This is a genomic window from Gilliamella sp. wkB292 (assembly GCF_001690235.1).
Taxonomy (GTDB): domain Bacteria; phylum Pseudomonadota; class Gammaproteobacteria; order Enterobacterales; family Orbaceae; genus Gilliamella; species Gilliamella apicola_F.
The window spans coordinates 17,314-42,722 of record NZ_LZGO01000032.1 but is presented as its reverse complement, the minus strand read 5'-3'; the positions used below and the strand labels follow the sequence as shown (position 1 = coordinate 42,722).

24 protein-coding genes and 1 riboswitch are annotated in these 25,409 nt (G+C 34.4%); of the genes, 8 read left to right on the top strand and 16 right to left on the bottom strand.

Annotated elements, in window-relative coordinates; all coding sequences use genetic code 11:
- Nucleotides 1-11: 11 nt before the first annotated feature.
- The 6 genes from A9G09_RS03620 to coaA all read right to left on the bottom strand — a co-directional run bounded on the left by A9G09_RS03620 (nucleotide 12) and on the right by coaA (nucleotide 8,813).
- Nucleotides 12-5,090, bottom strand: a complete 5,079-nt coding sequence (locus A9G09_RS03620; RefSeq protein WP_065633552.1) for an alpha-2-macroglobulin — start codon at nucleotides 5,088-5,090, stop codon at nucleotides 12-14.
- A gap of 260 nt (nucleotides 5,091-5,350) precedes the next feature.
- Nucleotides 5,351-6,022 (bottom strand): 7-cyano-7-deazaguanine/7-aminomethyl-7-deazaguanine transporter, encoded by a 672-nt coding sequence (locus tag A9G09_RS03615; RefSeq protein WP_065633551.1) that lies wholly within the window; start codon nucleotides 6,020-6,022, stop codon nucleotides 5,351-5,353.
- Between the two features lie 45 nt (nucleotides 6,023-6,067).
- Nucleotides 6,068-6,745 carry a 7-cyano-7-deazaguanine synthase QueC gene (gene queC, locus A9G09_RS03610; protein WP_255307649.1) on the bottom strand — a complete coding sequence of 226 codons (678 nt, stop codon included), beginning with the start codon at nucleotides 6,743-6,745 and terminating at the stop codon, nucleotides 6,068-6,070.
- A 15-nt stretch (nucleotides 6,746-6,760) separates the two neighbouring features.
- Nucleotides 6,761-7,234: a preQ(1) synthase gene (queF, locus tag A9G09_RS03605; protein ID WP_065633549.1), complete on the bottom strand. Its 474-nt coding sequence runs from the start codon at nucleotides 7,232-7,234 to the stop codon at nucleotides 6,761-6,763.
- Nucleotides 7,235-7,238: 4 nt separating this feature from the next.
- A riboswitch (PreQ1 riboswitch) is annotated at nucleotides 7,239-7,283 on the bottom strand.
- A gap of 123 nt (nucleotides 7,284-7,406) precedes the next feature.
- The gene (locus tag A9G09_RS03600) at nucleotides 7,407-7,859 is read right to left on the bottom strand and encodes a DUF1090 domain-containing protein (RefSeq protein ID WP_176700943.1); all 453 of its coding nucleotides are present in this window, start codon (nucleotides 7,857-7,859) and stop codon (nucleotides 7,407-7,409) included.
- 18 nt (nucleotides 7,860-7,877) lie between these two features.
- Nucleotides 7,878-8,813 carry a type I pantothenate kinase gene (coaA, locus tag A9G09_RS03595; RefSeq protein WP_065633548.1) on the bottom strand — a complete coding sequence of 312 codons (936 nt, stop codon included), beginning with the start codon at nucleotides 8,811-8,813 and terminating at the stop codon, nucleotides 7,878-7,880.
- 168 nt (nucleotides 8,814-8,981) lie between these two features.
- On the opposite strand from coaA, the gene yihI reads away from it, so the two are divergent.
- Complete coding sequence (gene yihI / locus A9G09_RS03590; RefSeq protein WP_065633547.1) at nucleotides 8,982-9,476, top strand: Der GTPase-activating protein YihI; 495 nt, start codon at nucleotides 8,982-8,984, stop codon at nucleotides 9,474-9,476.
- Nucleotides 9,477-9,764: 288 nt separating this feature from the next.
- Nucleotides 9,765-11,168, top strand: coding sequence for an oxygen-independent coproporphyrinogen III oxidase (gene hemN, locus A9G09_RS03585; protein WP_065633546.1), 1,404 nt, complete (start codon nucleotides 9,765-9,767; stop codon nucleotides 11,166-11,168).
- Here hemN and A9G09_RS03580 read toward each other — a convergent pair.
- The 3 genes from A9G09_RS03580 to rsmC form a co-directional block, all read right to left on the bottom strand.
- Nucleotides 11,161-11,565 carry a hypothetical protein gene (locus A9G09_RS03580; protein WP_065633545.1) on the bottom strand — a complete coding sequence of 135 codons (405 nt, stop codon included), beginning with the start codon at nucleotides 11,563-11,565 and terminating at the stop codon, nucleotides 11,161-11,163. The genes hemN and A9G09_RS03580 overlap by 8 nt on opposite strands.
- A 110-nt stretch (nucleotides 11,566-11,675) precedes the next feature.
- Nucleotides 11,676-12,968, bottom strand: a complete 1,293-nt coding sequence (locus A9G09_RS03575; RefSeq protein WP_065633544.1) for a hypothetical protein — start codon at nucleotides 12,966-12,968, stop codon at nucleotides 11,676-11,678.
- 674 nt (nucleotides 12,969-13,642) lie between these two features.
- On the bottom strand, nucleotides 13,643-14,683 hold the full coding sequence (gene rsmC / locus A9G09_RS03570) for a 16S rRNA (guanine(1207)-N(2))-methyltransferase RsmC (RefSeq protein ID WP_065633543.1): 1,041 nt from the start codon (nucleotides 14,681-14,683) through the stop codon (nucleotides 13,643-13,645).
- Nucleotides 14,684-14,773: 90 nt separating this feature from the next.
- Between rsmC and A9G09_RS03565 the strand changes: the two genes are divergently transcribed.
- The 6 genes from A9G09_RS03565 to cyaY all read left to right on the top strand — a co-directional run bounded on the left by A9G09_RS03565 (nucleotide 14,774) and on the right by cyaY (nucleotide 18,065).
- On the top strand, nucleotides 14,774-15,181 hold the full coding sequence (locus A9G09_RS03565) for a DNA polymerase III subunit psi (RefSeq protein WP_065633542.1): 408 nt from the start codon (nucleotides 14,774-14,776) through the stop codon (nucleotides 15,179-15,181).
- The gene (gene rimI, locus A9G09_RS03560; RefSeq protein WP_065633541.1) at nucleotides 15,150-15,611 is read left to right on the top strand and encodes a ribosomal protein S18-alanine N-acetyltransferase; all 462 of its coding nucleotides are present in this window, start codon (nucleotides 15,150-15,152) and stop codon (nucleotides 15,609-15,611) included. Before A9G09_RS03565 ends, rimI begins: the two co-directional genes overlap by 32 nt.
- Nucleotides 15,612-15,628: 17 nt before the next feature.
- Nucleotides 15,629-16,264 carry a thiamine diphosphokinase gene (locus A9G09_RS03555; protein WP_065633540.1) on the top strand — a complete coding sequence of 212 codons (636 nt, stop codon included), beginning with the start codon at nucleotides 15,629-15,631 and terminating at the stop codon, nucleotides 16,262-16,264.
- 72 nt (nucleotides 16,265-16,336) lie between these two features.
- Nucleotides 16,337-17,134, top strand: coding sequence for a hypothetical protein (locus tag A9G09_RS03550; RefSeq protein WP_065633539.1), 798 nt, complete (start codon nucleotides 16,337-16,339; stop codon nucleotides 17,132-17,134).
- The gene (locus A9G09_RS03545; protein WP_065633538.1) at nucleotides 17,135-17,662 is read left to right on the top strand and encodes a surface-adhesin E family protein; all 528 of its coding nucleotides are present in this window, start codon (nucleotides 17,135-17,137) and stop codon (nucleotides 17,660-17,662) included.
- A gap of 91 nt (nucleotides 17,663-17,753) precedes the next feature.
- Nucleotides 17,754-18,065 (top strand): iron donor protein CyaY, encoded by a 312-nt coding sequence (gene cyaY, locus A9G09_RS03540; protein WP_065633537.1) that lies wholly within the window; start codon nucleotides 17,754-17,756, stop codon nucleotides 18,063-18,065.
- Nucleotides 18,066-18,128: 63 nt separating this feature from the next.
- Here cyaY and uvrD read toward each other — a convergent pair whose 3' ends face one another.
- The 7 genes from uvrD to A9G09_RS12585 form a co-directional block, all read right to left on the bottom strand.
- Nucleotides 18,129-20,357: a DNA helicase II gene (gene uvrD / locus A9G09_RS03535; RefSeq protein WP_065633536.1), complete on the bottom strand. Its 2,229-nt coding sequence runs from the start codon at nucleotides 20,355-20,357 to the stop codon at nucleotides 18,129-18,131.
- Between the two features lie 190 nt (nucleotides 20,358-20,547).
- Nucleotides 20,548-21,261 carry a 5-amino-6-(5-phospho-D-ribitylamino)uracil phosphatase YigB gene (yigB, locus tag A9G09_RS03530; protein ID WP_065633535.1) on the bottom strand — a complete coding sequence of 238 codons (714 nt, stop codon included), beginning with the start codon at nucleotides 21,259-21,261 and terminating at the stop codon, nucleotides 20,548-20,550.
- Nucleotides 21,261-22,184, bottom strand: coding sequence for a tyrosine recombinase XerC (xerC, locus tag A9G09_RS03525; RefSeq protein WP_065633534.1), 924 nt, complete (start codon nucleotides 22,182-22,184; stop codon nucleotides 21,261-21,263). The genes yigB and xerC overlap by 1 nt, the downstream gene beginning before the upstream one ends.
- Nucleotides 22,185-22,192: 8 nt before the next feature.
- Nucleotides 22,193-22,927 (bottom strand): DUF484 family protein, encoded by a 735-nt coding sequence (locus A9G09_RS03520; RefSeq protein ID WP_081297465.1) that lies wholly within the window; start codon nucleotides 22,925-22,927, stop codon nucleotides 22,193-22,195.
- A 128-nt stretch (nucleotides 22,928-23,055) separates the two neighbouring features.
- Entirely contained in the window at nucleotides 23,056-23,880 is an 825-nt protein-coding gene (dapF, locus tag A9G09_RS03515; RefSeq protein WP_065633533.1) for a diaminopimelate epimerase, read from the bottom strand.
- A gap of 120 nt (nucleotides 23,881-24,000) precedes the next feature.
- Nucleotides 24,001-25,251, bottom strand: coding sequence for a diaminopimelate decarboxylase (lysA, locus tag A9G09_RS03510; protein WP_065633532.1), 1,251 nt, complete (start codon nucleotides 25,249-25,251; stop codon nucleotides 24,001-24,003).
- A gap of 11 nt (nucleotides 25,252-25,262) precedes the next feature.
- Nucleotides 25,263-25,403, bottom strand: coding sequence for a lipoprotein (locus A9G09_RS12585; RefSeq protein ID WP_081297464.1), 141 nt, complete (start codon nucleotides 25,401-25,403; stop codon nucleotides 25,263-25,265).
- Nucleotides 25,404-25,409 lie beyond the last annotated feature (6 nt).

Below are 25,409 nucleotides of genomic sequence, written 5' to 3'. Positions count from 1 at the left end.
TTGATATTTGATTAATTTTGTTCCTTTTTCGGATTTGAAATAGTCATCAAATCATGTGATTGTCCTATCGCAAAGCGTTCTGGACGATACATAGATTCAACATAGGGATAAGGAATCATATAATCGCCTGGCGTTACCGCTCTAACTAAATAAACGATACGTTTACGATAGGTATCTCGCGCTACATATTTTTGCAGATTAACGGCGGCAACATATCTATCATCTCGATATTCTTGATATTTAATATCACTAATATCCTCACCTTTCATTAAATCCGCTATAGCAGGAATTGATGATAAATTTACACTACTATTAGAAAGATTTTGATTTTCAAGTTCCAAACCTGCTGGTAAAAAATCAACAATCAAGGCATCATTAACAGGTTTTTTAGCCGTTACATCTAAAACTACAACCATCATTGAACCAACCTCTAAAGTTGCTGGTGATATGTTATTACCCTGCAAATCGTAATAGCGACGACTGATATTAAAGAAATCATCAGGTGACGTTGGTGCTGGTTGTGTATTGGAATAACCGGTAACAGAAAACTTAATATAAAGTGGTTCACTCGATTCTGCATTATTAATCGTTAACCCTTGAGCTAACCCATCATAATCATAAGAGTGTGAAAAAACCGAATTCACGTCATTAACTTTACCATTTATCGTCACGTTGAATTTATGACCAGTGCTATGTTGTTCTAATGACCAACCAGCAATAAACAATGCGTTTAACTCTTGTGTTGAAAAATAGCGTTTATCATTTAATAAATCTGATAAATTAAATAAATAACTAGCTTGATTATTTTGAGCCATATTGTTATCTAACAGTAAAGAGAGTATTAATGCTTTATCACGTATTTCACTGCCGTAATTACCTAACCAGTTATTATTATACTGATATGGCGTGCTGAAAATTAATGGTAATAATTGTTCATAGATAGGTTGATAACCATTCAATTTTGCAGCAACCGCTAATTGTGCTAAAGGTAATGGTGAATAGATAAATGACTTATCACTATTAATTTTGTCTGATAAATAATTTATCTCGTTACGCATTGCTGAGGTAATTTTATTTTGTTTAGTTAGCACCATTAACGCATAAGCTTTGATTGACAACTTGGTAAACTCTAGATTACGCGAATCTCCATAATAATTAAGATTATTAAATGCAGATGCATCATAGATATATTGACCTATACGTGTCATTGCTAAATCAAGTGCTTTATCACTAACTTGATAACCCCGTTCTTTAGCTTGCAATAAGAAGTCCGTTGCATACACAGTCAACCAATGCTCTTCTTCGTTATGACTATTCCATAAACCGAAGCTGCCATTACTGCGTTGCATTGATAAGATACGTGAAATACCTAATTGTACTTTTTCACGACGTTTATCATCAGCGTCGGTTTTAATGCCTAACTCTGCAAGTTGTTCACTATTGGCATATAGCGATGGGAATAAACCACTGGTTGTTTGTTCCAAACAACCGTAAGGATATGCAAATAATGCTTTGATATATTGAGCAATATTTAATGGTGGTTGATTAGAGATAACCAGTTGCCCTGCAACAGTGTTATCAATTAATCCAGTTAATGCTTGGTCTGGTAATTGCCAACTTTGATTGGTATTTAATGCTGCAACATAAGATCGTGTTGTGCCAGCATAGGCTGGTCTTACGCCTATTGACCATGAACGTTCAATGTTAACCTCTGAATTATCTTCTAGTAAAATACCTTTGACCGCTATCGTCACTGAACCTGCACCATAACCATAATCAGCAATCACAGGAATTTGAATAATATCTTTTTGTTTACTATCAAGTTTAACCGATATCGTTTTTGCTTCATTTTGCTTAATCAAACCCGCGGTTGATACTTCAACTTGCATAGTTTGTGTGCTATCAGTCAAATTATGCACATCTAACGCTAATACTGCACGATCACCACCAGATAAGAATCGCGGCGTAGATAATTCAACAACAACCGGCGCTGCAACTTTCATTTTTTTATCCGCTTTACCAAAACGGTTATCATCCCATGCTTGCGCCATTATTCGTAGTTCACCATTAAAATTAGGTAAAGGTAAATTAATCTCACCTTCACCTTCGTCATTTAACTCAATGGTATTAAGTTGTTGTGCAACAATTTGAACGTCATTTGACGGTTTTTTCCCACCAGCGCCCATCGCATCACCACCAAAGCTCATGTTAACATTACGGCCGGTAGCTTCAATTAGTTTGCCATAGACATCATAAATATCGACATTATAACGTTTACGCCCTAAGAACCCTGCATAAGGATCGGGGGTGACATAATCAGTAATATTTAAAATACCTGAATCAACTGCTGAAACCAATACAGTCACTTTTTTATCTTTTTGGATAGATGATTTATCCATTTTAATTTTAATCGGCACAACGCTTTCTGGTTGTACTTGTACCGGTGCATCAATTGAAAAATTTAATTGACGATTAGCCGTATCAATCGGTAAATAAAGCAAACCAATTGCGCGTTTTATGGTTTGCACTGAAGCGTCCGTCGACGGGCGAACAATCATAGCACTAATGTAAATATCATGTCGTCCCCATTTTTCAATAGGAATGTCGACATCTAAACCTTCTTCACCAACTGTAATGGCTTTTTTCCAAATGGTGCCATCGTTGGTTTCAAGAGAAATATAGCCAGAACCTGCTACAGGTGCTTGAACATTAACTTTAGCGACATCGCCAGGATTGTAAGATGGCTTATCAATACTTAACTTAACTTGGTCTGGACGTACCGATTTAGTACCTTGAGTATTATCCTCCCAGTCATAACCAGACCAGAATCGAAAACTTGTTACGACTTTAGTGTTAGTATCAACAACTTCAACACGATAAGAACCATAATCGGTTGGTTGATAGGCTATTTTTGTGGTACTGCCTGGCTCAATCGATAACTGATCTTCCGAAACTACAAACTCCTTGGAGTTGTAACTTTGGCTCCATCCATCTACATCTGACCACACCCAATAATAATTATAACGCTCACGAATCAGTCTAGCTTTTAATGAATTTGTACCTAATTTTTCACCATGCGTATCAACGTAAGCGATTTCGAATTCAGCATTACTATTTATGTCTACAGTAGGACGCTGTAAATAATTATCGCTATTCCAATCATAATAAGGCGAGTCTTCAAATAATGCTCGAATTGCCGGCATTTTAGGTGCTGGCCAAATAGTTTGCGTTGCATAACGTGTAACCGGCCTACCGCCAGAATCTAGCAAACTAGCTTGTAAAACAACTTTGACAGGCGATTGCGTTTCGGACCAATAAACTTTCTTCACATCAATTTGAGTTAAGCCATCGTTATCTAACTCCAACCCTAAAGAATCTAGATCCTCATATAGATTATCATCAGTAACTGGACCAATTTTAAAATCAGCTAATCCAGCAATAGTGTCGGCTTTCTTTAAATAAAGATTCGCATCTAAGCGATTACCGGATGCAGGTGCGCCATATAAATACCAACCTTTGATATCAAAGGAAACATCTTCATCCTTTAGAATTGGCTCATCAGATAAACTGTGAATTTCCATTGCCATACGTTCTGGCAAAAACTCTTCTACTTTGAAGTTCCATTGGCGAAAGTTATCATCACCTAAATTAAAACGAATTGTCCAATTACCTGTTGCGGCATCATCGGGAATAACAAACTGTTGTTGATATAAACCATTGGTATCTGCACGACTTTTTAAATGGAAAGTTTCAACAACTCGACCATTAGTCGATATCACCTCAGCGATGATTGGTTGTTCAGGTAATGGCTGACCATCTGCGTCGCGTAATAGTGCATTGAAATAGACGGTTTCTTTTGGACGATAAAGATCACGAGGGCCAAAAACAAACAATTGTTTTTGATAAAACGGCGTACCAGATAGATTGAAATCCGTTAAATTGAGTGCGTTTCGATCAATAGTCACAAATGAGGTTTGCTGGCCATCAGTAGCCGTCAATATGTTATAGGCAGAGCTTTTTGTTTTGGTAAATTCAGCATAACCATCTTTATCTGTTGTTGCTGTCAGGTTTTTACATGTTTTGTTACTATTTTCGGTTTGGCATAGCAGTGATAAATTAATATTGGCGAGTGGTTTACCGTTATCTAAACCATGAGCCATTACCGCTAATTTACCATTTTTATAGTGATGAAGTGAAACCCCAATATTACTTATTGAAAATATTGTTGCTGAGTTATATTCATTATAAGTTCCTGCTTGATTAATTACCGCAATATAAACCCCTTCTTGATTGAGTTTAGTAATGTTAGAAAGGTTAACGATAATGGTTTCTTGAGCATTCGGTTTAGGATTAAGATCAAATCTTGAGGAATAAACTAAGTCAGTAAATTCGCTCATCTCTTGCGAACGCCAAATAGATAACATATTAATAAAGCCATAATTATCGATCAAACTGGATAATTTTTCTGGCTTAATTTTGAAAAAGTTTATATCAACTTTGTCAACATTGAGCGTGGTAATAGGTAACCCACTCATCGATTTACTTGGTAATAATAATCCAGTACTTGCAAAGCCGACTGTTGGCTTACGGTCTTGAGTGGTTATCTCGGTTTGATAAACTTCGGGTAAATGACTATCATTAATAGCTGATAACATTTTATCAATAGTTAAAACTAATTTACGATCTGGTTGAAGATAACGAAGTTTTAATTCAAGGCCATTATCAGACAACTCCCAAGCGCCATCAACCACACCACTCTCTTTGTCAACCAATCTCAATAAATTTGAAAAATTCAATTTTGGATTGATAGGAACAGAAAACGTCACAACTAAAGTACTTGAACCATCAATAATGACTTCTGAACTATCGATAACTTTTAGGCTTTTACCTTTATATTTTTCAATTAATTCAGGTGTTGGATTAAATGGGCTATGAGATTGCGAATTAACATTCGAATTATGCGTAGTATTATCTGTAATTAATTCCGTTTTATTAGTACTTTCTAAATCGACAGTTTTCTCTTTTTGATCGTCACAAGCACATAACGTCAAAAACAAACCTAACACAGCCAACTGTTTTATCAATCTCATTTTTTCATCTAATCCTTACTATTACAGGTAAATATACTTGTTATTTTATTGACGATATTATGTCCTATTGCATAAAAATTAGCAAAGAATCTTTATCAAGATTTTTAGCCTATCTTGAGATAAATAAATTTTTCATATTAGTAAAAAAATTAGCGGAATGAGGTTATTGAAGGAGGCGTATGAGATTTAGAACTTATCATGAAGTCAATAAGCTCTAAGTATCTATATTTTCTAATATTATTCGATAATTAATAACTGATTTACGATGCTTTTATAATTAATTTTTTTAGGATAAAATTCAAAATAATGCCATAAAGCGGTAAAAAGAATAAGCCACAGATAATAATTTTAAAACTATAATCGATAGCAGCAATTTCAACCCAATGCGTTGCCATAAACTCATCGCTCGTTTTATAAAATGCGATCGCAAAAAAGACAATAGTATCAATACCATTACCTAATACAGCTGATGCCGAAGGTGCTACCCACCATGCTCTATTTTTACGTAAATAATTAAACACAGTGATATCCATCAATTGCCCAACTAAATAAGCGGCAAAACTGGCTAAGGCAATACGGAAAACAAAACTGTTAAAATCAGACAAAGCTGAAAATCCCATCCAATGTCCTTCAAAAAATACGACCGAAATGGAATAAGAGAACAGTAATGCCGGTATCATAACAACAAAGATAATTTTTCTGGCAAGGCTAGCACCGAATACTCGAATGGTTAAATCGGTAGTCAGAAAGATAAATGGAAAGGTAAAAGCGCCCCAAGTGGTATGAAAACCGAAGATATCAAACGGGATTTGCACCAAATAATTACTTGAAGCAATAACCAAAATATGAAAAAACGAAAGCCAGCCAAGGGCTTTCATTTGTTGTGTGTGAGTAAATTTGCTTGTTTGCTCTGAATGCGTGTTCAGATACATAAATTTTTCCTTTTTTTAATGGGGTGAGTGAACCCAGTATGTCAATTAATTTGAATGATTAAGGTATTGGTTTAAACCTTTCTCGCGAAGAATGCAGCTAGGACACTTACCACATCCACCCTCTACCCCATAATAGCAAGTATGGGTATGGTTTCGGATATAATCCAAATAACCTAACTTATCAGCCATTTCCCATGTTTGAGCTTTGGTAAGATACATTAAAGGCGTTTTAATATTAAAAGCGTAATCCATAGCTAAATTCATTGACACATTCATCGATTTGATAAAGATATCTCGACAGTCCGGATAACCACTAAAATCAGTTTCACATACACCAATAATAATATCTTTAATACCGTGTTGTTTGGCATAACAGCCCGCTAACAATAAAAATAACATATTGCGCCCATCAACAAAGGTATTAGGATAATCCCCGTCTTTGGCAGCTTTAATTTCCTGCGCGTCATCAATCAACGCATTATTGGTCGTTTGTTTGATCACTGAAGTATCAATGACGGTTTGTTTCACACCAAGATCTTCAGCAATCCATTTAGCTTTTTCAAGCTCAATGGCATGTCGTTGTCCATATTGAAAACTAATGGTTTCGACGTTTTCACGTCCATAATCTGCAATGGCTTGCAGTAAACAGGTGGTAGAGTCTTGCCCACCAGAAAATATCACTAGTGCTTTACGATTTTGCATTTTTAACTGTTCCGATTTGATTTTTTCGACAAAAAATTAGCGATTATCAACTTTTTCAGGATAGAGATCGTGATTAGCCAAACGGTTCATCGCTATCTGTTCCCAATTGGTACCAGCTTTACCATAATTGGCATAAGGATCAATTGAGATACCGCCGCGCGGTGTAAATTTTCCCCAAACCTCAATATATTTAGGATCCATTAACTTAATCAGATCTTTCATGATGATATTAATGCAATCTTCATGATAATCGCCATGATTACGAAAGCTAAATAGATACAGTTTGAGTGATTTACTCTCAACCATCTTAATATTTGGTACATACGAAATATAAATCGTAGCAAAATCAGGTTGACCGGTTATCGGACAAAGACTGGTAAATTCCGGGCAGTTAAATTTAACAAAATAATCATTACCAGGATGTTTATTATCAAAGGTTTCCAAAATATTTGGACAATAGTCAGTTGGATAGCGAACAGATTGGTCGCCAAGTAGTGTAATTTTACTCATTAAATTTTCCTTAGTTTTTTAGCGTGGGAGGTTCACGAACCACGTAGTAAGGCGCACACCTTACTATTTTTAATGGCAAAAGTCTAGGATAATAGCTGTCTAACGCGATGTTAAAAACGCTATCAATATTAAGCTTGATAGCGTGAAGATAAAAAATAAGCAGGTTAGCAATTTATTTAACTGCTACTTGTTGATAATAATCAGCAAGTTTTTGTTTAGCGTCTGCTAATTCTTGTTCGGCTTTTTGTACTTTTGCTTTTAACTTATCAATTTTTTCTTGATCGAACTTTTTACTATCTTTAGCGTATTTTTCAGTTTTTTGAGCTAATTCATTCTTTCTTTCAGCAACTTTATCCGTTTTTTCGGCAATATCTTGCTTATATTTTGACTCTAAATCGGCATTACTACAATGTGTATTAACTTCATCAAGCGCTTTCTCAAGCCCGGTAACTTTATGACTATTATTATGGTTTTTAGCTTGTTCAATTTCGGCTTGAATAGCCTGCTTTTTGCTTTCACAAGTTAGCCCTTCTGATTGATGATTTTGCGCAAAGCTGTTCATTGAGCAGGTTGTTAGCAAAGTCAAAATACTTAATTTACTGACTAACTTTATTACTTTTTTCATATTCATTTCCCCAATAATTTATTTTCTCAGTTGTACACAATCAACTTTATGATCTTTACCTTTGGTTAAAATTAAACTTGCTCGTTCCCGTGTTGGCAGAATATTTTCGATCAAATTTAATTCATTAATTTCCCGCCAAAGTCGGTTGGCAATATTCACAGCTTCTTGTTCTGGCAACTGTGAATAATGGTGAAAATAGGAATTAGGATCACTAAATGCTCCAGCTCTAAATTTTAAAAATCGATTGACATACCAATCATGTAACAACGGTAATTGAGCATCGACATATATTGAAAAATCGACATAATCAGACACAAATACCCGATTGTTAGCTTGAGTATAATTTAGGGTGCCTTGTAAAACATTTAATCCCTCAAGAATCAAAATATCAGGACTATCGACAGTAATCTGTTCGTCTTCAACAATATCGTAAACCAAATGAGAATAAACGGGTGCTTTAACTTCTGACTGTCCTGACTTTACATCAGCAACAAAATTAATCAACTTTTTAATATCATAAGATTGTGGAAATCCTTTCTTATTCATCATGCCACGTTCTTCAAGATAACGATTTGGATATAAAAAGCCGTCGGTTGTCACTAATGCGACTTTGCGATGTTCTGGCCAACGAGTTAATAATGCTTGTAAGACACGAGCAGTGGTGCTTTTACCGACAGCCACACTACCTGCAATACCAATAATATAAGGAATTTTCTGGCTTTTACCTAGAAACTTTGATAAGACTGCCTGACGACTAAAGCTATTGCTTATATAATAATTAAGTAATCGAGATAAAGGCAAGTAAATTTCACTGACTTCATCCATCGATAAATCTTCATTAATACCTTGTAACGAAGTTAATTCTTCTGCTGTTAAAGTCATTGGTACCGCATTACGCAAACTTGCCCACTCTTTACGGCTAAATTGCATATAAGGACTCAAATGATTCTTCATGTTTTATTCTTCTCTATGATGATTGATTCTAAAATATTCGGCTCAGATTATACTAAATCTATTTTTTTACAATCACAAATTAGCATTGATGCTTCATCGTAGCTATCTAAGTGAGTTACTGATAAAATATAAACGTAAAATTTAACTTGAATATAAAATTGAGATTATATGTTAAAAACTAAATCGAAGCTAAAACCCAAAAAAAGCCGTCAAGAAATAAATGAAGAGTCGCGTGAACTGAAACGTAAACGTAAACATAAAGGTTTACCGAGCGGTTCACGTTTTAATGGTCAAGATAACAATCAACATAAAAAATCATCCAATACCATTAAAGATCCGCGAATTGGTAGTAAAAAGCCAATTGCTTTAGTTGCTGATGATGCAACAAGCAAACCTGTTTTAGTCAAAGAGCCAAAACCGATTAAAAAACGCTTATCCCCTCAAGAAGAGTTAGAACAATTAGAAAATGATGAAAAATTAGAGCAACTACTTGATTTAGTCGAAAGTGATAGTAAATTAACCAAAGAACAACAGTCATACCTTGATAGCAAACTAAACCGTATAGAAGAGCTGATGCAACAGCTTGGTTATAGTGATGATGATTTTGATGATGAACAAGATGAATCGAAAGAAGATATTGTCAGTTTATTAAAACGTCATTAAAAATCGATTAAATAATCATAATTCGACGTTAATGTGATTATAAAATATTTAAGTCATATCAATTAAGATACAGTTATTTTAATTGATATTATCTTAAAATCGGTATTGTTCAATACAAATCAGCTTAGATAAATAATGAGAACATAATGCCATTACTAATAATGCTTAGTTTATATTTTGGATTATTGATTTGTACGCTACTATTTTTAAAAAAAACCAATCGTATAAAAAATAGAACCAGAATCAAAACTAAACAAAAACCAATTAAAAAAAATCATGGAAATAGCAATGTTAGATGCCGAATTAAATAAAAATAATAATAAAATTCAAACGCAATTATGGGATCAAAGATTAATTGAAAAATATAATTATTCTGGCCCGAGATATACATCGTACCCAACAGCGCTCGAATTTAATGAAAATTTTAATGACCAAGATTTTTTAGCAGCGGCCAATCGTTATCCAGATAGACCATTATCGCTTTATGTTCATATCCCTTTTTGCCATAAGCTTTGTTATTTTTGTGGTTGTAACAAACTTGTTACCCGCCAGACTCAAAAAGTTACTAAATATTTAGATATACTCGATATTGAAATTGAAAAGCGATCACAATTATTTAAAAACCGTATTGTTTCGCAAATGCATTGGGGAGGCGGTACCCCAACCTTTTTGACCAACGATGAAATTACCCGCCTGATTGTTTCGCTAAAAAAGCATTTCAATTTTGCGCAAAATGCTGAACTGTCAATTGAAATTGACCCAAGGGAAATTAGTCCTCAAACTATTGATCATCTTGCTGATCTCGGATTTAATCGACTGAGTATGGGAATTCAAGATTTTAATCACGAAATTCAAAATTTAATTAATCGTGAACAAGATGAAAACCTAATCCGCTCATTAATTAAGCAAGCACGTAAAAACCATTTCCATTCAATTAGCTTGGATCTAATCTATGGATTACCTAAACAAACAGTAGAAAGTTTTACCGAAACCTTAAATAAGGTTATCGATATTTCACCAGATCGACTGAGTGTCTTTAATTATGCTCATCTTCCTAGTCGTTTTGCCGCTCAGCGAAAGATCAAAGATCAGGATTTACCTAACGCTAATCAAAAATTGCAGATTTTACAAACCTGTATCGAAAAATTAACCCACGCTGGTTATCAATTTATCGGTATGGATCACTTTGCTAAACCCACTGATGAACTGGCAATCGCTCAGCAGCAAAATAAATTGCACCGTAATTTTCAAGGTTATACCACTCAAGGTGATGCTGATTTACTGGGACTTGGTGTATCGGCAATTAGCATGCTGGGTGATAGTTATGCGCAAAACCAAAAAGATCTAAAAATTTATCAAAACCAAGTTGAACAAACCGGCAATGGTTTATGGAAAGGCTTTAATTTAAATAATGATGATATTATTCGGCGTGATGTGATTAAACAGCTTATTTGTCATTTTTATTTAGACAAAAAACAAATAGAGCAAAAATTTAATATTCAGTTCGATGATTATTTTGCGCAAGACTTATCGTTACTCAAACCTCTACAACAAGATGGTCTGGTCATGATTAGTGATGATACCATTGTTGTACAACCCAAAGGACATTTATTAATTCGCAATATTTGTATGTGTTTTGATATTTATATGCGCCGTATGGCAAGACAGCAACAATTCTCAAGGGTTATTTGAGTTTTTGTTTAAAGTGATCAAATTCAGCTTTATTACGAATTATCCGTTCAAAAAAGCCACGTTGCCAACAGAAATCAGATGCGCCGTTTTTACGCAAAAAAACGGTCGACTTTGATTTGAATTGTGCAATAAATTTAGTCAGTGATACCGGATTTTTATAAGGCGCTACCCTATCACTACGCCATTCTAAAATGGCTTGTAATTGATTTGCATCGATAAAAAAGTGGTGAGAATAAATGATCGAATATCGATTAACTTGTTCAAACCAAATTGATTGCGTTAATAATTGACTTGAATGATCAAAGATAGTGGTATTTGGTGCAATCTCTATTTTAATAAAGTAGAAATGATCAGCAGAATAATTTACATTTGCTAATCGCGTTCGAGTTGAATTCATCTTTCATCGATAAATGAGGGCTCAGCAAGCTTTCGCCCTACATTGTTGCTATTAATTTTGTTAGTTAAATGTCTAAGGTTTTTTACAAATAAAAACATATTCGAGTAATATTAATAAGCGCTTACACAAGCTACCTTATTACCCATATAAGACGGTTTTTCTTTTCTAATACTACCAATGTACGATGTCACCAAATATTGATCAGTCGTTCCATCTCCTACCGGATTGTTTGACCAATAGGAATCTGTTGCCCAATCACTTGCGCTGTAGTAAGTAGAACTGGTATACCCCCATTCAGAAAATAGATGCCCTAAAGTATCAATCTCTCGCGTGTAATTACCGCCAATGCCAAAATCATTTTTTTTACTATTGGTGTAGTTAATGATATAAGGCACTTCATATTCACCTTCTAAACTATGACAATACTCACTTGCAGTCGCAACGCCAGTTAAATCGTCTTTAGTATTATAGGGAACAACATCCTTACTAGTAATGAACCACCTGATAATCTCAAAACTATAAATCTGATTTGTTTTTTCAGGATCGGAATATATTTTGAAAGTTGCGGGTTCAAATAGACCACCTTTAGGGTGTTTAGGGCCTTGTAATAATATTTTAACTACATTACCATCATCACCATTTGGTGCAGTCAATACCAAGGCAGCTCCACTACCTTTTTCAGGCGTTGTAGGGGTTGAGGCGATAACTTGTTTAGCCGTTGTACCAACAAATGTTAATAAGAAGAACAAATTATTTGATCCAGTTCGAGGAAAGTTAGCCGAAGGTAAATCGGCATTGATTACTTTAAAGCCTTTAGTCGGATCCCATTGCTGAGTTGGGCCCGCAAAATACAGATTATTATAACCATTACCGGTACTATTATTATCATCACCAAATTTTAAATTTGGCTGGGCATAACAAGCATAGGAATGCGTTATTTCAGGCGTAACAAAATAAACAGTTTCAGCCTTTGTAAACAATGAAGAGTTTGGAATGCCATACTTAGTTGTTAATGAGCCATCAGTGGTTGTTAATTTAATTTTATAAGGTGCATTACAGGCAGAAAGATGATCAGTTAACTGCATAGTTTTATTTTGGTTATCTTCAATGTCAATCGACATATTCCCTGTTGCTGACATATCCGAATCACCATCATCATCTCTAGCAAAATCATAATAATTGCTAGTTAGTTCATTTAAATCAATTGAAGTCTCACCATAGGGAATAAATGTCATAATATTATTAAACGAAGTAACATCGTGTGGCAATACTATAGGATTTGTTTCGGTTGAGAGATTTTGATCAGCGGTAATAGTTTTGAGAGAGCCATCAGGTAAGTAAAAGTTAATACTTAATAACTGACTAGTATTATCGGCCTTAACTTTGCCATTATCGAATGTCAAATAGGGAGCAAAACCATGAATTACACTCGTTGTTGACGCTGATAATGCATTAACCGCAAAAGAAGTAAAAAATAAATCAAAAATAGCAGCACTGATAAAGATGTATTTAAATAACCTTGATAAACAGCCTAAATAAATTGATGAATGAGATAAATTGTCATTATTTGACTGAAATAAAAAAAACGGTTTAGAAGGTATATAATTGATTAAATAATGGTAAAACGGTTGATAAAAGCGTTTACTCGGATTTTGAGTATCAGCTAAATTTTTATGGCTGGCTGGCTGGCTGGCTGGCTGGCTGGCTGGCTGGCTGGCTGGCTGGCTGGCTGGCTGGCTGGCTGGCTGGCTGGCTTCACATAACTACATTGTAACATAAAAACACCTTTCCTACAATTAACAACGCTTTGATAATTAATGCTTTTTTAAAAGTAATACTAAATGAGTCATTTATATATCCGCAAAATATAAAAAGACAACGTTACATATTGATATATAAAAGTTGTGTATTACCATACTATAAATTAAACGGTTAATAAAGTAATTTTAGACAATTTGCTTTACGTCATCAAAACTAAATATTGATAGTCATTGGGTAAAAAAATGTGAACATTTTATTTTACCCAAATCAAAAAACAGATCTGTGCGTTAACAATTTCGCCAGAGATAATAATCAACTAATGACAGGCTAAATATACCTTAAATTTTGTCGTTTGTGCTATCACTTCTACACTTTTAAACGTGTCATTCAAAATGGTTTGATAGGGTAAAAATGAATTTGCTACTAGACACATATAACCATTTAATTTTAAATGTTTTTTGGCTTGGCTAATTAAGGCATTAACCGCAGTATAATCGGTCTGTTTACCATCATGAAAAGGCGGATTTGATATAATCAAATGGTATTTATCATTTAAATTAGAAAAAACATCACTGGCAACAACACTTGCAGATAAATGGTTACTCGCTAACGTTGCTTTGCTTGATTCTAATGCCGCACTATTAACGTCAGACAGCGTTAACGTAATATCAGGAAATAATTTACCAAGCACTGTTGCCAAAATACCCGAGCCACATCCGACATCTAAAACATGTCCTTTAACAATGTCTGCATGTTCCATCAATGCATTTAATAGCAATTCACTACCCGCATCTAACCCTTTTTGACTAAATACGCCAGGTAAACTTTTCACTTCAATGTCGTGATTATCGATTGTTAAATGATAGCTCAACCACCATTTTTCAAACTCAAAAGCCAAACGATGATCGGCTTGAAAATGATATAAACTGCAACGTCTTGCACTATCTATTTTTTGGATGGAACCAAACTCATTTAACAAAGCTTCAACACTTTTAATTCCTGAGCGGTTTTCGCCAACAATAAAAATATCACTCCCTTTAGCCATGTTATGTAATAGGTAAGACAACTGAAATTGCGCTTCACTTTTTGTTTTTGGCCAATAGTAGATGACCGTATCCATGTTTGTATAAAAGGTAGAATCAGGTAGCAAAGCAAAAAGCGCTTCGGCCTTATGTGCATAATTTTTTAGTCGTAAATAGGTATGAAACTGAGAACAATGAATTTTAATGTTATGCGCCGAAAAACTTGCCGGATAACTGTCTTGAATGTCGCCAGCAAAGATAACATTTTTATTGTTAAAGATACTCTCGTGTCGTTCTATTACTTGACTTGCTGGTGTAAAAGCAGATGTTGCCATATTACCTCGATGAAAAAACCTTTATAAATTTAGCCGTTGATTATACAATTAACGTCCTTTAATCTCTAACAAAAAAACACTTTCTTAATCATGACTGAACAAGATTGGTATTTAAAACAATGTAATATCACACAATATGTTTTACGTAATGCAGCCGCGTTCAAAGGTGAACTTGCAACACATATTAGTGATGAAATCCGCTTAATTGTTGTTGCAGAACAAAAACCAACACAAAAAATATATCAGGATATTTTAAATGCCATTAGTCTTAGCGCTGAACAAGTATTGGTGCTTACACCATCGCAACTCATTATCCCTGCTAATGAAATAAATAAAGTGGTGTGGTTTATTGACATTCAACCAGATGAATCGTGGCAAAATCAGTTATTGATTCAAACAACAAATTTAGATGCATTAGCCAATGCACCACAACAAAAACGCCAGCTTTGGCAACAATTATGTCAATATGAAAACTATTTCCATCCTAAACGAGCATGATTTATCAGAAGCTTATGCATTAGAGCAACTTTGCCATCCTATTGCATGGTCTAAACAGACGTTCTTCTCTAACCAAGGCGATCATTATTTAAATTTAAAGCTCACGATTAATAACAAAATAATTGGATTTTGCATATGCCAATTAGTGGCCGATGAAGCAAACTTATTTAATATCGCAATACATCCCAATTTTAGAAAACAAGGATTAGCAAAAGAGTTGCTCAATTGCCTTATTGACAAGTTAATGACAATCAATCCATCCAACCCTATCACCACGCTATGGTTAGAAGTTCGACAATCAAATAAGGCTGCTATTTTGTTGTATCATTCACTTGGTTTTAATCAAATTACGATTAGAAAAAATTATTATCCAACTACAGATGGTAAACAAGAAGATGCAATTATCATGGCTTTGACATTAGCCTTATAAAACAGAGGAATATAAGAATGCAAAACCATACTGCACTACTATTTGTTAATGGGGAGCCGCCAAAGCACTACCCTAAAACTAGCGATAACTATTGCTGTATAGCGGCAACTGACGGGGCCTATCATAATTATTTATCATCGACCTCAATCATTCCCGATTATATTATTGGGGATTTAGATAGTTTTAACGGTGATAAAAATACGCCAAACACCACTCAAGTGATTCATACGCCGGATCAAAATAAAACTGACTTTGAAAAAGCGATGCTATTTTTAGCCAATAAAGGAATAAAACGCTTTATTGTGTATGGAGCCTGCGGTCATGCTAGCGATCATTTTTTAGGTAACTTATCGGTTGCAAAACAATATCATCAACAATTTGATATCATTTTTTATGATAATTTTTGCCATTTCTTTTTTGCTCAACACCAGCAAGTTCTCACCGGTATAAAAAATCGAATTATCTCATTGATGCCTTTTCCAAAAGTAATAAATTTATCTATTGAAGGTGTTCAATATCCGCTAACTAATGCAACGTTGAAGTTAGGTGAGTTAACAAGTTTACGAAATAAGGCAATCAGTGATTTAGTAAAAATATCATTTAAAAATGGTACGTTACTTATCTTCATTGAAGATTTACATACAGATGATTGACAAAATTATTTACATTACTTTACAATACTTTGCACTCATTGGCAGAAGAATTATTTTAAAAGGATCCTCTCCATGCTTATAAAGAAACTTTCTATTTTTATTTGCACTTCATTACTTTCTTGCATGGTTTTTGCACAAAATGCTGCAAAAGAGAATTATACAGATGAAATAATTGATTCATTTATGCAATGCGACAGTCAATTTTTTGAACAGTTAGCTAAGAATAAAAAATATTTTAGCCAGTATGCCGACTTAGATTCCTTTGAAAATATTGCCTATATTCCCGTTAAATCAATGGAATATGATAATAACAATACAACGATGTTGAAAAAACCAATTAACTATAAAGGATTAACTATAGTTGGTTATCAAAACATCTTTATTCCCACAACATTATCTGGCAAATTTTATTATTGGGGATTTATCTTTAATAATAATTTAGATGAAGTTAAAAATAATTTAAAAAACCTCAACTGGTTACCTTATAATAATGAAGTCTATATCGCTAATCCTAAAATTTATGATCAAAAAAATAAAGCCGCTCTTTGGCAGGATAACCCATACTCCATTGATATGGTTATTCCACGACTTTGGACAGTTGAAAAATCACTCTATTTAGAAAATATTGCCAATAATCAGAGCCGAATAGCCTGTTCTATTCAAGGCGATATAGAAAAAGATATTCTTTATTTAATTCGCCCAGATATGAAACCATTAGAAGCTGAAATTGAAGCTAAACGTCAAGAAAAAATTAAAGCTTATAAGCTAAAAAAACAAAAAGAGAATGAAGAAAATCTGAAGTCTCAACAAAAGAAGGACATTAGCAATACATCAACAGAAAATAAATTAAAAGGCGGGGATAAGATTTAAATGAAAAAATTATATTTATTATTGATTCTGTCTTCTTTTTCTGCGTTTGGTAATAGTGTCGATACTAAAATAGCACCAATCAATGATACTGTTGACGAAAAAACAACAACAGAAGTAAATAAAATTTTAAATAATGAACGCGTTGGCCAGCAATTTATTTCAATAAGTAAATCTAAAGAAGACAAATCGACTGGTTATTCATTCATTGATAAAACATCTATTATCCTCCACCCTTACAACAAACGAATTCGAGTATTTTCGCAAATTGTCAACTATGTACCAGCAATCGAACAAGATAATAGTGATGGTAATAAAATTTCATATCGCTCATTAGTCATTGAACAATTTGCAAATTGTGACAAAATGGAAATGGCTAAGGGAAATATACAGTTATTTGCAAATTACTTTGGCGAAGGTGATTTAATTGGTACTAATGATACTCCAAACCGCTGGGTCGCAATGACAAATAATGACGATGAACTACGCCGATTACTCATTGTAGCCTGCTCTTTACCTATAACTGAATAAATACGGATAACTGTTTAACTGCCACTTGATTGTGGCAGGTTAATAGGGTTTATGTTAAAATCTTTCCATTGTCTATTTAGATTATTTTTCTATGAATATAACCGAATTTCATGCTATTACCGATCAACTTTATAATCAGATCGAGCTTTATTTAGATAAATTTGCTGACGAACAAAACATAGATATTGACTACGAAACTAATGGCAATGTTATTACTATCAGTTTTCCTAATCACAGTAAAATTATTGTCAATACTCAAGAGCCGCTTTTCCAAATTTGGTTAGCTACAGCTAAGCAAGGATACCATTTCGATTATGTCAATAAGCAATGGATTTGTAATCGTACAGATCAATCTTTTGATAAGATTTTTACCGAATCAGTTCAAGAACAAGCAGCGTTGTAAAGAGTAATTCAACAAGGATAAATATTGCATTTTTTCCTTGTTGAATCAGAACGTTCAAACTTTTTATAGTAATGTAAGATTTGCCAGTTTAACCACCAGCCATTTAATGCCTTCATTAATAAAAGCAATCTGTACGCGTCGATGATCGCCTTCACCATCTAAATTAATGATTGTACCTTCACCAAATCGTTGATGTTTAACTTTGCGACCTAATACATAACCATCATTTTCACGTTGCTTTTTGAGATAAGACTTTTTACGTTCATGATAAAATTGTGCATCATGACTTGAATCATCAGATTTAAATTCTGATGAAGTCATCATACCTCGATAACTTACCTCATTAAGGTTTTCAACCGGTAATTCACTCAAAAAACGTGATGGTAAGTTACGTTCTTCGCGTCCATAAAGTCGTCTTAATTCACATAATGTTAACGTTAAATGTTTTCGAGCTCGAGTAATACCGACGTATGCCAAACGGCGCTCTTCTTCCATTTTATCATTATCTTTAATAGAGCGTTGTGCTGGGAATATACCTTCTTCTAAACCCACGATAAACACATTATCAAACTCCAGACCTTTTGCAGCGTGGAGTGTCATTAGTTGAACAGAATCTTGCTCTTTAATCACATCACGGCTTTCCAGTGAGGTAAAAGCTAAAAATGACTCTAATACTGTTAGTGTTTTACCGGTTTGACTATCTTCAATTACGGTATTTTCATTGATTTTAAAAAACTGTTCTGCTGCCGATACCAGCTCTTCAAGGTTTTCTAATCTTGATTGACCTTTTATTCCGGGCTCTTGCTCATACATTTGCTGTAAACCAGATAAACGAATTATGACATCGAGCTGTTTATAAAAAGGTAACAAACCGACTTCATCATAGATTGAATCCATCAATTGTAAAAAGCGACTCAGCCCAGAACGCTGACGTTCAGTTAACGAATTACTTTGGATTAACATTAAGCAAGCATCCCATAATGAAAGACTATGCTGCTTAGCTGTTAGCCTAACTTTATCAAGCGTGACATTGCCGATACCTCTTGTAGGGGTATTTATTGTGGTTTCAAAAGCCATATCATTATTATGATCATGCAATAATCGTAAATAAGCTAAAGCTAATTTAACTTCTTGCCGCTCATAAAAGCGAATAGAACCATAAATTTGGTAAGGCACACCTGATTGCAATAACGTATCTTCAAAAATACGTGATTGCACATTATTTCGATATAAAATGGCACAACTCGCATAGTTTTCACCATTTTCATGGTGTTTTTTTATTTGACCAACCACAAATCGGGCTTCATCAATGTCATTAAAACCAACATAAAGCGAGATTTTTTCGCCATCACCACTATCTGTCCATAAATTTTTACCGAGTCTATTTTGATTTTTGGCGATTAATATATTGGCTGCATCTAAAATATTATTTGTTGAACGGTAATTTTGCTCTAAGCGGATAATGTCAGAATCCGGATAATCACGAATAAATAATTGTAAATTGTCAGCATTAGCGCCTCGCCAGCTATAGATAGATTGATCGTCATCACCAACAATCATAACATTGGCAGTATGACCCGCTAGTTTTTGCACTAATCGATATTGAATCAGATTGGTATCTTGAAATTCATCAATCAAAATATTTGAAAAACGGTGATGACAATAATTTAATACATCACTATTTTGACAAAGTAATTCGTAAACTCTTAAAATTAATTCCGAGAAATCAACATATCCTACTCTATCACAAATAGCTTGATAATCGCGATAGATGGTTTGCCACATGACCTGTTTAGGATCTTCAGGAACCATATCATTAGCACGAAAACCTTTTTCTTTTTGGCTTGATATAAATGCGACGCACTCTTTTGCCGACCACTGTTTTTCATCAATTTTCAATTCTCGAAAAATTCGTTTGATAAGCCGAATTTGATCTTCAGAGTCAATGAGTTGAAAATTCGATGGCAACTTAGCTTGCTCGGCAAACATGCGTAATAATCGGTGCGTTAATCCATGAAAGGTACCAATCCACATACCACTAAAGTACCCTTCGCCAACTAATGCTTCAATACGCTCTTGCATTTCTGCTGCAGCTTTATTGGTAAAAGTAACGGCAAAAATTGAATTAGAAGGGTATTGTTTTTCCATGCAGAGCCAAGCAATACGATGAACCAAAACCCGAGTTTTACCACTTCCCGCACCTGCTAGAACAACGGTATATTGGTTATCAGTAGTCACTGCATTTTTTTGTTCGGTATTTAGGTCGTCTAATAATGATTGTCTAATTTCCATTATAAATTAACCCATTTTGATAATACAAACCGGTAACCGGCATCAATTTTATATACATTATTCATTCTTTCATTATTTTTTAGATGTCGTATGTAGACGATAAGCAAATAGGATAAAAGATAGGTTTTAAATCACAATAACTTATAATTACTGTCAGCTTTACTGTCTATTTATACAGACTTTGCGAGAATTATATCAGATTCTCTAATTCAGGCAATTGTGTTATCTCAATATGAGGTAAACATCTTGCATCTGGAAGCTGCAAAATATCTTGATCAAAAATATTTAGCCAACAGCCTAAAAAACCATTATTAATCGCACCATTAACATCAGTCATTAAATTATCACCAACATGTAAGATATTACCTACAGGTAGCGCTAGCTTATCAGCCGCTAAATTGAAAATTTCAGGAAAAGGCTTAGAACGACCATTTGCACCACCACGAAGGGAAAATTGAAAATAGTCACCTAAACCGATTTTGTTAATGTCAACGTTTCCATTAGTAATGACAGCTAAAGGAAATTTCGTTGCTAACAAAGCTAATAAAGTATGCGTATATTGAGGAACGTGCATTGTATGGCGCCAAAAATTGAACGTTGTCATTGCATCATCAACTATCTGTGCAATCTTATCGGTTGCAATTTTAGCTTTGATACAAAGTGATTTAATTGTCTCAATACGCCAAATAATCACATCGTGATAGATTTTAGGGTTGGCTAATAGAACAGCATTTTTTTCAAAATGAAAATCAGCTAAAGTCACATCCTGTAATTGAGGACAAATATGCAGAGTTTTTATCATTTCTTGTTCAGATTTTTCAACAATTGTACTATTGTCATACAGTGTATCGTCAAGATCGAAAGTAATGGCTTTAATAGAATTAATTGAACGGTAAAAATGCATTATTTACTTCCTCTTTTCGCTCTGGGGTGGGCAGAATCATAAACTTCTGCCAAATGTGAAAAATCCAAATGCGTATAAACTTGTGTTGTTGACAAATCAGCGTGACCGAGCAATTCTTGTACAGCCCTTAAATCACCACTTGATTCTAACATATGAGTAGCAAATGAGTGACGTAATTTATGAGGGTGCACATGCACGCTTAAACCTTGCTTAACCCCCCATTGTGCAAATCGTTTTTCTACGTTGCGTGGCGATATGCGTTTACCCAGTTTAGAAATGAACAGGGCATCATCTTGCGGTTCTAAAAAATCACGCATAGATAGCCAATGCTTGATCCATTTTATCGACTCTCGACCTAATGGCAATTTACGCTCTTTGCTGCCCTTTCCCATCACTTTTATTTCACCATCATTTAAATTTAACTGTCGGCAATTAAGATTAACCAGTTCAGACAGCCGTAAACCAGAACCATACATAAGCTCAAGCATGGCTCTATCTCGTACCGACAACGGATCGTTGTATTCTATATCCAATAGTTGATTAATCTCATCAATATCAATATTTTTAGGCAAATGTTGCCCTACTTTAGGATTTAAAACACCACGTGCGGGATTGGCGACAATAAGTTCATTTTTTACCATCCAATCACAAAAACTTCGTAAGGCAGATAATCTTAAAGATAAGCTTCTAGCCTGTAAACCTGTGCGTTTACTCCGGCTAATTAATAATCTTACTGCAGATGAATCTAAATTTTGCCACTTAATCAGTTCGATTTCTTGCGCTAATGAAATAAGTGCATAAAGTTGACGTTTATAATTAATTTGAGTATTTAAACTAAGTTGCTTCTCTGATTTAATATAATTTAAAAACTGTTCGACTGGCTGAGTTAATAAATCGACATTTTTTTGAGATGAAAGATTCATAATCTGCCTTATTTTTTTCGCATGACCCATTTTTCAATTAATATTGGTAATATTAGACTAATTCTTTCTAATAACAATGTTCCTTGCTCAGCTTGATAATGATGAGGATCGGCACTGGTAAACATGAGCAATCCTAAATCGCCAAATTGACCTAATAACGATAAAGCAACTGAACCGACATAACCATGTTCTGGCAAAAGAAAATCTAGCTCAGTAGTATTTAAAGTGCCCAAATACTGATGACTATATTGCAAATGCCTAACTCTTATAAAATCAAAACGTAGGCAATTTAATGCATAGTGATGATGAATAGAAGGTGCATTAAGTAACCATTTATCATCAAAAAGATATAAATAAGCACCGCTAAGACCTAAAGATTTTGCCCAACTTTTTAATATATTATCTAAATCATTTAGATCGTTTGCTTTAATTAATTGTCCTTGCAAATCCATAAATTGATTAAAAAGCAATTCATTATTACTAGCATATTCCATTAATAAAGTAATTTCGGACTCTAGCTGACCAATTTTGTTACGTTGCCTTGCCATTTGCCATTCAGGTAATGAAACCCCACCTCGTATAGGATGAGGGATCTGCATGCTTTGGAGATGATTAGCATTACGAATAAAAAAATCGGGGTTATCCATCAAATATTGACTGACTATTTCATCATTCAAATTAGGCTTGTCGGCAACTCGCCTTGTATATTTTGCTTTATGAGCGCGTGTTATTTTAGCAACCATGCTTAATCTCTGTTATCACTTATTTATGATATTTGTGTAAATAAAACTCAAAGAGAATCACTGCATCCATTTAAACTATCAAGTTATTTAATGACGAATTTATGACTACAAAACGACTAATCTTATAGTTATATCGCAATAAATCCATCATAGACATGGGTTGCTGGCCCTGTCATATAAAGTGGTTGATTCATTCCCTGCCATTCAATTAAAAGCTTACCACCAGGTAAGTTTACATTGACTTTATTATTTAATAATCCCTGATTAATGCCAACCGCAACAGCTGCGCAAGCACCAGTTCCACAAGCTTGTGTTTCGCCAACGCCACGCTCAAATACACGTAAATCAATATTGTTGCGATTAATGATATGCATAAATCCAACATTTGCCCGTTCAGGAAAACGTTCATGTTGTTCTAATAGCGGTCCAAGTGTTGCCACTTCAGCTGTGACAATATTATCGACTTGCAGTACACAATGGGGATTTCCCATTGAAGCCACGCCACATAATACGGTGTTCTCTTGTGCTCGAATAATATAAGTTTTTTCTTCTTTTATTGCTTTAAACGGTACTTTACTTGGTTCAAAAATAGGTTGCCCCATATTAACTCTAACGGTTTCATCATCATTAACTGTCAGTACAATATTCCCTTTTACCGTACTCACTTTTAAAACACGTTTTTTGGTTAAACCTTTTAAACGAACAAACCTAGCAAAACAGCGAGCGCCATTCCCACACTGCTGGACTTCACTTCCATCAGCATTAAAAATTCGGTAATGAAAATCAGTATCTGGAGCGTAAGGAGGCTCTACAAGCAAAAGCTGATCGAAACCAACACCAGTGTATCTATCAGCAAGGCGTTTTATCATTTCTGTTGAAAGATGAACATTTTGCGTTACCGCATCAATGACCATAAAATCATTTCCAAGTCCATGCATTTTTGAAAAGTTCATCGTCACTTACCTTCTATTAAAAACATTGTTATCTATTTACTTATTTTCACTATCCATTAAAAAGTAGTCTAGGATAATTAACAAGGTGCTGGTTAACATGTTGATTAACCATAAATAAGATTATAGGGTTTCTCCTCGCCATAAATCATCAAACGATTCACGTTGACGAATAAGTTTGTGATGTTGTTCATCGGTCAGCATAACTTCAGCTGGCCTTGGATGGCTATTATAATTTGAAGCCATGCTAAATCCATAAGCACCAGCACTACAAATAATTAACAGATCGTCTTGCTGCACTGAAAGTTCTCGCTTATATGCCAGTACATCACTCGATTCGCAAATCGGTCCAACAACATTATAGATAAAACGTTGATCGGATGGTTTCGGTTCTTTTTCTGGTAAAACTTGCATCCAAGCTTTATAAAGTGCGGGGCGAATCAAATCATTCATCCCAGCATCAACAATAGCAAAATGATTTTCATCTTGGTGTTTGGTATATTCAACTTTTGTAATCAATAACCCACTATTAGCAACAATTGAACGCCCAGGCTCTAATAAAAGCTCAAGATCACTGTAATTAGCTAATTTTTTCTTTAATTCGTTAACAATCAACGATGCTGAAGGCGGTTGCTCTTGATCATAACGCACGCCTAATCCACCACCTAAATCAATATGTTTAATATGAATATTTTCAGATTTAAGTTTATCTACTATCGCTAATATGCGATCAGCAGCATCAAGAAATGGCGAGATCTCAGTCAATTGTGAACCAATGTGACAATCAATGCCAACAATATGAATATGATCTAACGATGTTGCTTTACGATAAATATCTAATGCAAATTGATAGCTAATACCAAATTTATTTTCACGCAAACCTGTTGAGATATAAGGGTGAGTTTTAGCATCAACATCGGGATTAATTCTAAAAGAGATGTTTGCAATTTTATTTAATTTTTTGGCCACATCATTAATGCGATAAAGCTCGGCTTCGGATTCAACATTAAAACATTTGATGCCAACTTCAAGCGCACGTTCGATTTCACTAATGGATTTTGCTACCCCTGAAAAAACAATTTTTTTAGGATCAGCTCCCGCTATCAGTGTGCGTTCTAACTCGCCTTGCGATACAATATCAAACCCTGCACCTAATTTAACTAGCAAGTTCAAAACAGCAAGTGAACTATTGGCTTTTACCGCATAACAGACTAAATGTTTTCTATCTGTCAACTCCTTTTGGTAATCCAAAAACTGCTGAGTGATATATTCAGCAGAATAGACATAAAGTGGCGTACCGTATTGCTTTGCGAGTTCTGAAATTGCGACCTTACCGGCTAGTAACTGACCTTTTTCGTAATGTAAAAAATCCATTATTAATTCCCTTAAACTGTTTGATTAAGCGGATGAGTGTTAATTGAAGCATTTGATTTTTCTGCTGGCATATAAAGTGGCCCTTTTAACCCACAGCCCAATAACGTTAATATGACGAGCACTAAGGAGAGTAATTTTATAGATGATTTCATACCAAG